7 protein-coding genes and 1 pseudogene are annotated in these 7,830 nt (G+C 59.6%); 4 read left to right on the top strand and 4 right to left on the bottom strand.

The annotated features are described in order from the left end of the window. Positions 1-376: transposase (locus ACXJKO_RS27790; RefSeq protein ID WP_457094279.1), on the top strand; the 376-nt coding region annotated here is incomplete at its 5' end. Positions 377-388: 12 nt separating this feature from the next. Here ACXJKO_RS27790 and ACXJKO_RS27795 read toward each other — a convergent pair. The 3 genes from ACXJKO_RS27795 to ACXJKO_RS27805 all read right to left on the bottom strand — a co-directional run bounded on the left by ACXJKO_RS27795 (position 389) and on the right by ACXJKO_RS27805 (position 3,336). Continuing rightward, on the bottom strand, positions 389-1,684 hold the full coding sequence (locus ACXJKO_RS27795; protein WP_457094280.1) for a TRAP transporter large permease: 1,296 nt from the start codon (positions 1,682-1,684) through the stop codon (positions 389-391). Further along, complete coding sequence (locus ACXJKO_RS27800) at positions 1,681-2,184, bottom strand: TRAP transporter small permease (RefSeq protein ID WP_457094281.1); 504 nt, start codon at positions 2,182-2,184, stop codon at positions 1,681-1,683. The genes ACXJKO_RS27795 and ACXJKO_RS27800 overlap by 4 nt, the downstream gene beginning before the upstream one ends. 150 nt (positions 2,185-2,334) lie before the next feature. Then, the gene (locus ACXJKO_RS27805) at positions 2,335-3,336 is read right to left on the bottom strand and encodes a sialic acid TRAP transporter substrate-binding protein SiaP (protein WP_457094282.1); all 1,002 of its coding nucleotides are present in this window, start codon (positions 3,334-3,336) and stop codon (positions 2,335-2,337) included. 176 nt (positions 3,337-3,512) lie between these two features. Between ACXJKO_RS27805 and ACXJKO_RS27810 the strand changes: the two genes are divergently transcribed. The 3 genes and pseudogenes from ACXJKO_RS27810 to ACXJKO_RS27820 all read left to right on the top strand — a co-directional run bounded on the left by ACXJKO_RS27810 (position 3,513) and on the right by ACXJKO_RS27820 (position 6,568). Continuing rightward, positions 3,513-4,406: a dihydrodipicolinate synthase family protein gene (locus tag ACXJKO_RS27810; protein ID WP_457094283.1), complete on the top strand. Its 894-nt coding sequence runs from the start codon at positions 3,513-3,515 to the stop codon at positions 4,404-4,406. 10 nt (positions 4,407-4,416) lie between these two features. Further along, complete coding sequence (locus tag ACXJKO_RS27815; protein ID WP_457094284.1) at positions 4,417-5,088, top strand: GntR family transcriptional regulator; 672 nt, start codon at positions 4,417-4,419, stop codon at positions 5,086-5,088. Between the two features lie 428 nt (positions 5,089-5,516). Then, positions 5,517-6,568: pseudogene (locus ACXJKO_RS27820) on the top strand (IS110 family RNA-guided transposase). A 433-nt stretch (positions 6,569-7,001) separates the two neighbouring features. Here the strand turns inward: ACXJKO_RS27820 and ACXJKO_RS27825 are convergent. Then, a partial coding sequence (locus tag ACXJKO_RS27825) for an IS110 family RNA-guided transposase (RefSeq protein WP_457094285.1) occupies positions 7,002-7,830 on the bottom strand: 829 nt, incomplete at its 5' end.

Below are 7,830 nucleotides of genomic sequence, written 5' to 3' on the forward strand. Positions count from 1 at the left end.
CTGTCATGAGCTGAGTGCGCCCTGGATCATCGACGGCCCGATCACCCGCTTGGCGTTCGAGGCTTACATCGAGACGCAGCTCGCGCCGACGCTGCACAAAGGCGATGTAGTGATCCTCGACAACCTGGCCGTTCACAAAAGTGAAAAGGCTGCGCAGTGTCTGAAGCAACGCGGAGCCTGGTTCCTGTTCCTGCCGGCTTATTCGCCCGATATGAACCCCATTGAACAGGCCTTTGCCAAGATCAAGGCACACTTGCGCAAGGCCGAGGCGCGAACGTTCGACGCGCTCTGGCGCGCCCTCGGCGACATCTGCGATTTGTTTGAGCCGCACGAGTGTTGGAACTWCCTCAGGGCTGCTGGATATGCGTCCGATTAAACATCCGATGCTCTAGCCCTTGTAACCGAAAAACCGCGGCAGCCAGAGAACAACCTCCGGTACGAAGATCATCAGCAGCAGAGCTGCAACCAGAATGCCGATGAAGGCCCAGATCTCGCGGATGATGTCACGCAGCGAAATTCCAGTTAAGCCGCTCATCACGAACAGCAGCACCCCATATGGGGGCGTGATAAGGCCGATCATGATATTGACGACAATGACAACACCGAAGTGAACGAGGTCGATGCCGAGCGCCCTCGCCGCCGGCAGGAACAGCGGAACGATGACGAGCAGCAGTGTCGTAGCGTCAAACAGGCAGCCCAGGATCAGGAAGAGCAGGTTGACGAGCAAGAGGAAGACAAGTGGAGAGACATCGAGGCCGTCAAGGAGTCGGCCGACCTGCTCGGGGAGTCGTTCCGAAGCCACGATATAGTTGAAGATCAAGGCGCCGGCGATGAGAAGCGCCACCACGCTGGTCGCCTTGCTAGACTCCACCAGAACCTTGAAGCCCTCCTTCCACGAGAGTTCACGGTAGAAGAACACGGCGAGCACAAGCGCATAGGCTGCCGCAATCGCAGCCGCTTCTGTCGGGGTCGTCGCCCCGCCGTAAATGCAGTAAAGCAGGATCACTGGCATGAGGAGCGCCGGAACCGCCCGGTAGGTCGTTCGTGGGAGCTCGCTCAGCGGGATACCCTCGCCCCGTGGGAAGTCCCGCTTTCGGGCGACGAAACCCACCAGTCCCATCTGGGCAAGGCCCATGATCAACCCTGGAATGACTCCGCCGAGAAACAGATATCCCACTGAGGTGTCGGAAACGACCGCGTAGATCACCATCGGAATTGACGGCGGAATTATCGGCCCGATGGTCGCCGACGAGGCAGCAACCGAGGCGGCAAATCCCGGTGGGATACGTCCCTGCTTGATCATCATCTGAGTAACGAGCTTGCCGGGTCCGGCCGCGTCCGCGATCGCCGAGCCGGACATCCCCGAGAAGATGATGCTGACCAGAATGTCGACTTGAGCTAGGCCACCCCTGAAGCGACCTACCAGCGCCTGACAGAACATGAAGAGACGATCGGATACACCGCTGGCGTTCATGATGTTGGCTGCCAAGATGAAGAGCGGCACCGCCAACAGCACAAAAGAATCGTAGAGGCCGTTGAGGATCTGCTCGCCGAACAGCCCAATGTCGCGGCCAGAGGTGATCAGGTAGCCGATAGACGCCACGAACATCGCAAAGGCGACTGGCATCCCTAGCAGGGCGAGACCGAAGAAGGCTACGAGCGTGAGAATGAAGACGGCGCTCATGGTTCGAAGTCTCCGTTGGTCCCAAGTTCGTCCTGCCATGAGCGGCTAAGAAGGCGCCAAATCCGCACCACAGCGCCTATCGCCACTGCAATTACGAAGACGACAAAGATGGAATACAGAACGTCAAACCGAAGCCCGATGACAGGGCTCTTCTCGATCTTCATGAAGCTCACGTAGTCGATCGTAGCCGGGAGAGCTGCGATGAACGCGGTTCCAGTCAGCGCTGTCAGAACGATGGCGAGCACACGCCGCCCGGCAAATGGGAGAGCTAAAAAAAACATATCGAAGGTGATATGCTCCCGCTCCCGCAGCAAGAACGCCGCGCACCAGAACACGATCCAGATATAGGCTATCAGTACGAATTCCTGCGTCCACGCCACTGGGTCATTGAGGATATAGCGGGTAAAGACTTGGAGAAGGAACGCAGCGAACATTGCCATGAACAGGATGACGGTAACCAGTTCGGCTAAGTAGCGCAGGCGGGCGCGAAGGGATTGCATGGCAGATCTCGAATTGGTGACCCCGTGGAGGGCGACTAGCCTTCGGCTACCGCATTCACGGGGCGCTCGAGTGACTATGGGGTAGCTTCGAACGGATGCTTCGGAAGCTCCGAGGCTTCCGAAGCATCGTATGCCCGGTGGAATGGCCGCCTACTTGATCGCGTTGACCCGATCCACCATTCCCTTCGGCCAAGCCTTGGACAGGTCGGATTCCAGATATGTCTTTTGCACCTGAGTGCGGAAAGCCTCGACGTTGGGCTTGTACACCTTCAGGCCCTGAGCTTTGAAGAAGTCGGCCAGTTCAGCCTCTTCCTTGATCCGATTCTCGTTGTTGAAACGAACCGCCGCCTTGGCAGCATTCGTCACAGCAGCCTTCTGTTTGTCGTCGAGCTTCTTCCACGTGGAACCCGCCATGGATAGAAAGATCGCATCCACCAGATGATCCGTGAGCACGACCTGCTTTGTGACTTCATAGAACTTCGCCGCCCGGACCGTGGGAAGCGGATTATCCTGGCCATCAATCGCGCCAGTCTGCAGCGCAGTATAGATCTCCCCGAACGCAACCGGCAGCGGATTGGCGCCGAGAGCCTTGCCGAGGAACAACCAGGTATCAGATCCAGGCATGCGCAGCTTCACTCCTGCGAGATCGGCCGGGGTCTTGACCTCTTTTTCCATCCTCAGGTTCAGCTGACGGGTTCCTAAGTAGCCGACATCCAGAATCTTGATGCCCATCTTGTCTTCAACGAGGCTGTACATCTCCTTGCCTACATCGCTCCCGAACACCTTCGTCTGATGCTCGGGATCCCGCAGTAGGTAGCCGGCCGTGAAGATGGACCATTCCGGAACCTGCTTGGCGATGTCGAATGCCGAGATCATCGCCATCTCAAGATTGCCGCGTTGCATGGCGGCAGGCTCGGTGCCCTGCTTGAACAGGGTACCGTTCAGGTGGATTTCCACATCGAACTGGCCCGGAGCGGACTTCTCCAGTTCCTGCTTGAACACCGGAAGCATCTTGGCGTGCCAATCGGCCTCTACAGCGGGTGTCGAGATGCGGAGCTTGATCGGATCAGCGGCTTGGGCCGCGGCTAGACCTGCCATGGCAGYGGTCGCGGCCGTCCCGATGAACAGGCGACGTGAGAATGAAGCGAACATCATTGTCCTCCCAAATTTATCGATTGGTCTAGGGTGTTATCGAACTCACCCTTGTTTCGTATCCTGCACCGGCAATCCCCTGCTTGTAAATATCTGACATCATACTAACATGTCAGATATAACTTCAGTGCTCCAGGAACCCCTTGGCGCCTGGATTGAAACCAAGGATCCTTGATGTGACTGTGTCCGCCGACCGCTTTGGCCTTTCCGCAGCGATGACGACGCCTTTCCGTTCCGATGAATCCCTCGACCTCTCGCGGATGGCGGAGCATGCGAAGTGGTGCCTTCACAATGGATGCAACAGCGTCACTTTGTTTGGCACGACAGGTGAAGGAGCCTCGGTAGGCATGTTAGGTAGAGAGCAGGTATTGGGAGCACTCGCCAGTGCCGATATTGCTGGGAATAACGTGGTTTATTGCATTGCAGCAACGTCGGTGCACGAGGCCCTTTTGCAGGGGCGCATGGCGTTGGATTTCGGGTGCCGTGGTCTCCTGCTGACCCCGCCTTACTATTTCAAAGGTGTCACTGATGAGGGCCTCTTCTCTTGGTATGCTTCTGTTCTGGAGAAGCTGGGACCGGCTGCACGCGGGGTCATCCTTTACAACATACCCTCAGTTACGCAGATTTCGCTTTCGGTTGAACTGATCGACCGGCTCAAGAAGCAGTTTCCTGGCACCGTCACAGGCGTGAAGGATTCTTCAGGCGACTGGGAATACACCCAGCGCCTCCTCGACAGACACCGGGATCTCGCAATTCTGATCGGAGATGAGCGCTATCTTGCAGAAGGCGTGCGACGGGGTGGGCAAGGAGCCATCTCCGGCCTCGCCAATGTCTGCCCTGGCGCTCTTCAGCCTTTAGCTATGCACGGGCGAGGAGACGAGCGAATCAACAGACTTGTCGACAAGGTACTGACGTATCCGGTCACGCCGGCGGTGAAAGCCCTTGTCGCTCACCGAACTGGGGATGCAGCCTGGCTAAACGTCAGATCACCTTTCCTCCGGATATCGGCTGCGGAAGCCGAACGGCTGGGCTCATTCTATGATCATCTCTTCGCGGAAACGGCAGCTTAGCGAGGCGAGGATGGAGGAGGTTGGGTCAGCGGGGACTGGGCACAAGCTTCGGGAGAAAGCCTATGACAGATTTACGCGCCATCTCTTGGCGCGAGACATCCGCCCCGGTCAATTCATCTCGCAACGCCAGCTCGTCGAGCTGACTGGCCTGTCACTTGGAGCCATCCGGGAACTCGTCCCTCGGCTCGAGTCGGAAGGCCTCATCAAGACGGTCCCACAGCGGGGCATGCAGGTTGCTCATGTAGACTTGAGCCTGATTCGGGACGCGTTCCAGTTCCGACTCTTTATGGAGAGCGCAGCAGTGGCGATCTTTACCGCTGAGGCAAGCGACGCGGCGCTCGCTCAACTTAGGCATGAGCATGAGAGCATTCTGGCCGAGTATCGCGGAGGCGTCACGGCAGACCTCGTAGCACGAGCCCAGGCAGTCGACTGGAACTTGCACTGGACCATCATCGCGTCCCTCGGCAACGCCATCATTGCCGATGCCTATCGGGTTAACTCTATCAAAGTGCGCCTCATCAGACAGGAGCAGACGCTCCTCTCCGAGGCTTTGGTCTCACCCGTGATGCAGGAGCATATGGCCATCATCGACGCGATGGAAACCCGCGATTCTTCTCAAGCTGTTGTAGCGATGGAAGCTCATATTAACAGCGCGAGGAACCGAGCTCTCGGGGTTAGGTGACCGGTCTTATGCGGAAGGGGTCGGTAGCGTAGGTACCATCTGGGGGAAGTCGTAAAGATGTGGGACGAGGGTGGATAGCTGACAGGATCGTCGAACTGATACGTGCGATAGATCGTGACCCCTCATATTCCAGAAACGTATCAGGAATGGCGATGTCCGTGGTATGAGCGGTCATGGTTACCCCTTGGTTTATTGTCGAGCTTAGACAGAGCTGTTTAGCCACGAAGGGGGCATATTTGCGGCCATGTTCGCAGAAGGTCGTGACAGCAGCTCGAGAACTCCACTCCTATCTGTACCTTTTAGAGAAGGTGCTGGGCTGGAAGACAAATGCTTCGGCAGACGACACGGTATGTCAGCTAATGGGATGGACCGGGCGTGCTTACCGGCGCACCCTTGATGAGGGGCGCCCCAGCACGAGGATCTGAGCCATGCCCACAGCTCCGCTTCAGCCCGTTGCCACCCTTGGGATCGACATCGGCAAGAACAGCTTCCACCTCATCGGCCTGGATGCGTGTGGCGCCATCGTCCTGCGCCAGAAGCTCTCGCGTGGGCAAGTTGAAGCTCGCCTGGCCAACATCCCACCCTGCCTGATCGGCATGGAAGCCTGTGCCGGGGCTCACCACATCGGCCGCCAGCTTCAAGCCCTGGGTCATGACGGACGCCTGATCCCGGCTCAATACGTCAAGCCCTTCCTCAAAGGCCACAAGAACGATTATCGCGATGCCGAAGCCATCGCGGAGGCGGTGCAGCGGCCCACCATGTCGTTTGTGGTGATCAAGACCCCGGACCAGATGGACCTCCTCGCCCTGCACCGCGTGCGCTCGCGTCTGGTCAGTCAGCGCACGGGCGTGACCAACCAGATCCGCGGCTTCCTGCTCGAGCGCGGCATCACCGTACGCCAGGGGCTTGCGCCGTTGCGGCAGGCGTTGCCAGGCATCCTGGGTTCGTCCTCTGACGCCCTGTCGCCGCGCATCGTTCGCCTCATTGCCGATCTGGCTGAGGATTGGTGTCAGCTCGACGAGCGCATCACTGAGGTCTCCGCCGAGATCGAGGCGCTCGCCGCGCAGGACGAGCACTGTCAGCGTCTCATGAGCGTGCCGGGCGTGGGGCCGATCATCTCGTCCGCCGTGGTGGCGGCGATCGGCACCGGCGCCGGGTTCAAGCAGGGCGGGACTTCGGGGCTTGGCTTGGGCTGGTGCCGAAGCAGGAGTCGACCGGCGATCGCACCATCCTGAGCAAGATCTCCAAACGCGGCAACAAGTACCTGCGGACGCTGTTCGTCCAAGCTGCTCACATCGTGCTGGTGCGTCGACCGCATGGGGCGAGGCTCGGCCTGTGGCCCTGTATCGAGGCGGCGGGACGACGGCTGCATCACAACATGCTGGTGATCGCGCTGGCCAACAAGCTCGCCCGCATCGCCTGGGCGGTGTTGGCCCGTGGACATTGCTATCAACCCCGGAGTGCCTCTCATGCAGCCTGATACGAACTTACCTCTGAGACGCTACGGAGTCGGTTCAGATGAACAATCAACGCTGAGGGTCGAATGATGACATCAGCTAGCTAATCAGCGGCTTCCCGCCGAGGTCTGCGAGATAAAGGAGGAGATGGACGAACGGTCTGCCCGGCGCAGCCATGAGACTGGGTGCCAAGATGGCCCATTGAGGTCTTTTGGCTAGCGAGTCTTGGATGCGCGCGGATACCCATGATGGCCCGGAGCTAAAGCTCCACACAGAGGCCGAATACATTGATGCAGCTCTCACGTTCGTCACTCTGCCAACATCATCTTGCGACGCACGGCCGGACCATACAAAGTGGCACAGGCCGCATACGACAAATTCGGCGTCGTCATCCACACCCTCCCTTGGGCAACGCTCCGCTCGGGAGCTCGTCTCGACCTGCTTCTGCTGCTCCTCTCAGGCGGCCTGGAACGTGGTGCCATGCCGGAGCATGGCATGCATGATGATCGCCAACCGGCGGGCGAGCGCCACGCGGGCCTTCCTCATCGTCGAGCGTCGGGCGATGCCGAGCGCCCACTCCTTGAGAGCCAGGGCGCCGCGGTAGCGCGTGAGCATCACGTTCGCGGCCTCGTACAACAGGGTTCGCACCCGCCGATCCCCACACGTAGAGATGCTGCCGACATARTCGATCTCGCCCGACTGRAAGCGCCKCGGCACSAGRCCGAGRTAGGCTCCCACATCRCGCGAKCGGYGGAAGCGCTCCGGTGCRTCGATGGTGGCGACAAAGGCCAGKGCTGTCAGTTGGCCGACACCGGGGATAGTCATCAGCCGCTGGCAGGCCTGTGACGAACGGGCCAGCAACCGCATGTCACGGTCGATCGCCACGACCGCTTCCAGAACGGCCTTGCGCGCGGCCAGCAGCCCCTGCATGGCACCGGCCAGACCTGCGATCCCGTGGCTGGCCTGGATCACCTGTTCGGTAAAGTGCGGGCTGAGCCCACGAGGCAGCCGGACCCCGAATACCACGGCCAGGCCGCGGATCTGGTTCTCGAGGGTAACGCGCTGCCCGACCAGCTTCTTGCGGGCGATGATCAGGGCTCGCACTGCATGGGCCGGTAGTGACTTGACGTGCACGGGCTTGAAGAAGCCGGTGCGAGCCAGATGAGCCAGCCCGCGGGCATCGTTGCGGTCGGTCTTGTGCGTGGCAAGCGACTTCAGTGCTTGGTAGGCCTGCCGGCTCTCGATGCAGATCACCGGCAGCCCGAGCGCGGCAAGTCCGTGGAAG

The organism is Microvirga sp. P5_D2 (assembly GCF_054049475.1).